The organism is Jeotgalibacillus marinus, assembly GCF_040801915.1.
Classification (GTDB): Bacteria; Bacillota; Bacilli; order Bacillales; family Jeotgalibacillaceae; genus Jeotgalibacillus; species Jeotgalibacillus marinus.
Window position 1 is genome coordinate 1 of sequence record NZ_JBFMIA010000316.1, and the last position, 232, is coordinate 232.

The 232-nt window shown below is 61.6% G+C and carries 1 protein-coding gene; it reads left to right on the top strand.

Going from position 1 to position 232, the window contains the following annotated elements; all coding sequences use genetic code 11:
• A partial coding sequence (locus AB1471_RS19195) for a hypothetical protein (RefSeq protein ID WP_496350350.1) occupies positions 1–232 on the top strand: 232 nt, incomplete at both ends.

Genomic DNA, 232 nt, shown 5'->3' on the forward strand with positions numbered 1-232 from the left:
CGCTGTCGGCGGCACCCGAGGCCATCGCTAAAGACGCAACGGTCGTCGCCATGGATCATGCTGGCAAGATGCGGACGTTGCGCCAGGGAACAGGGCAGTGGACCTGCATGCCAGGTCACGCCGATCCGGCCAACCCGGATCCGATGTGCGGCGATAAAAACGCGATGGAATGGGGGACGGCCTGGATGAATCACAAGGAGCCGTCGGCGAACAAGGTTGGGTTCATGTACAT